The organism is Klebsiella sp. H-Nf2, from assembly GCF_002806645.1.
In the GTDB taxonomy this organism is placed as follows: domain Bacteria; phylum Pseudomonadota; class Gammaproteobacteria; order Enterobacterales; family Enterobacteriaceae; genus Klebsiella; species Klebsiella variicola.
The window spans coordinates 1-244 of record NZ_PIBL01000052.1 but is presented as its reverse complement, the minus strand read 5'-3'; the positions used below and the strand labels follow the sequence as shown (position 1 = coordinate 244).

The following is a 244-nucleotide window of genomic DNA, read 5'->3' as shown; positions in this document are numbered from 1 at the left end:
ATCGTACCCCAAACCGACACAGGTGGTCAGGTAGAGAATACCAAGGCGCTTGAGAGAACTCGGGTGAAGGAACTAGGCAAAATGGTGCCGTAACTTCGGGAGAAGGCACGCTGATATGTAGGTGAAGCCCCTGCGGGTGGAGCTGAAATCAGTCGAAGATACCAGCTGGCTGCAACTGTTTATTAAAAACACAGCACTGTGCAAACACGAAAGTGGACGTATACGGTGTGACGCCTGCCCGGTG

Annotated in this window: 1 rRNA gene; it reads left to right on the top strand. The window is 52.5% G+C overall.

The window, feature by feature from the left end:
- Positions 1-244, top strand: a 23S ribosomal RNA gene (locus CWM58_RS29625); the annotation flags it as partial.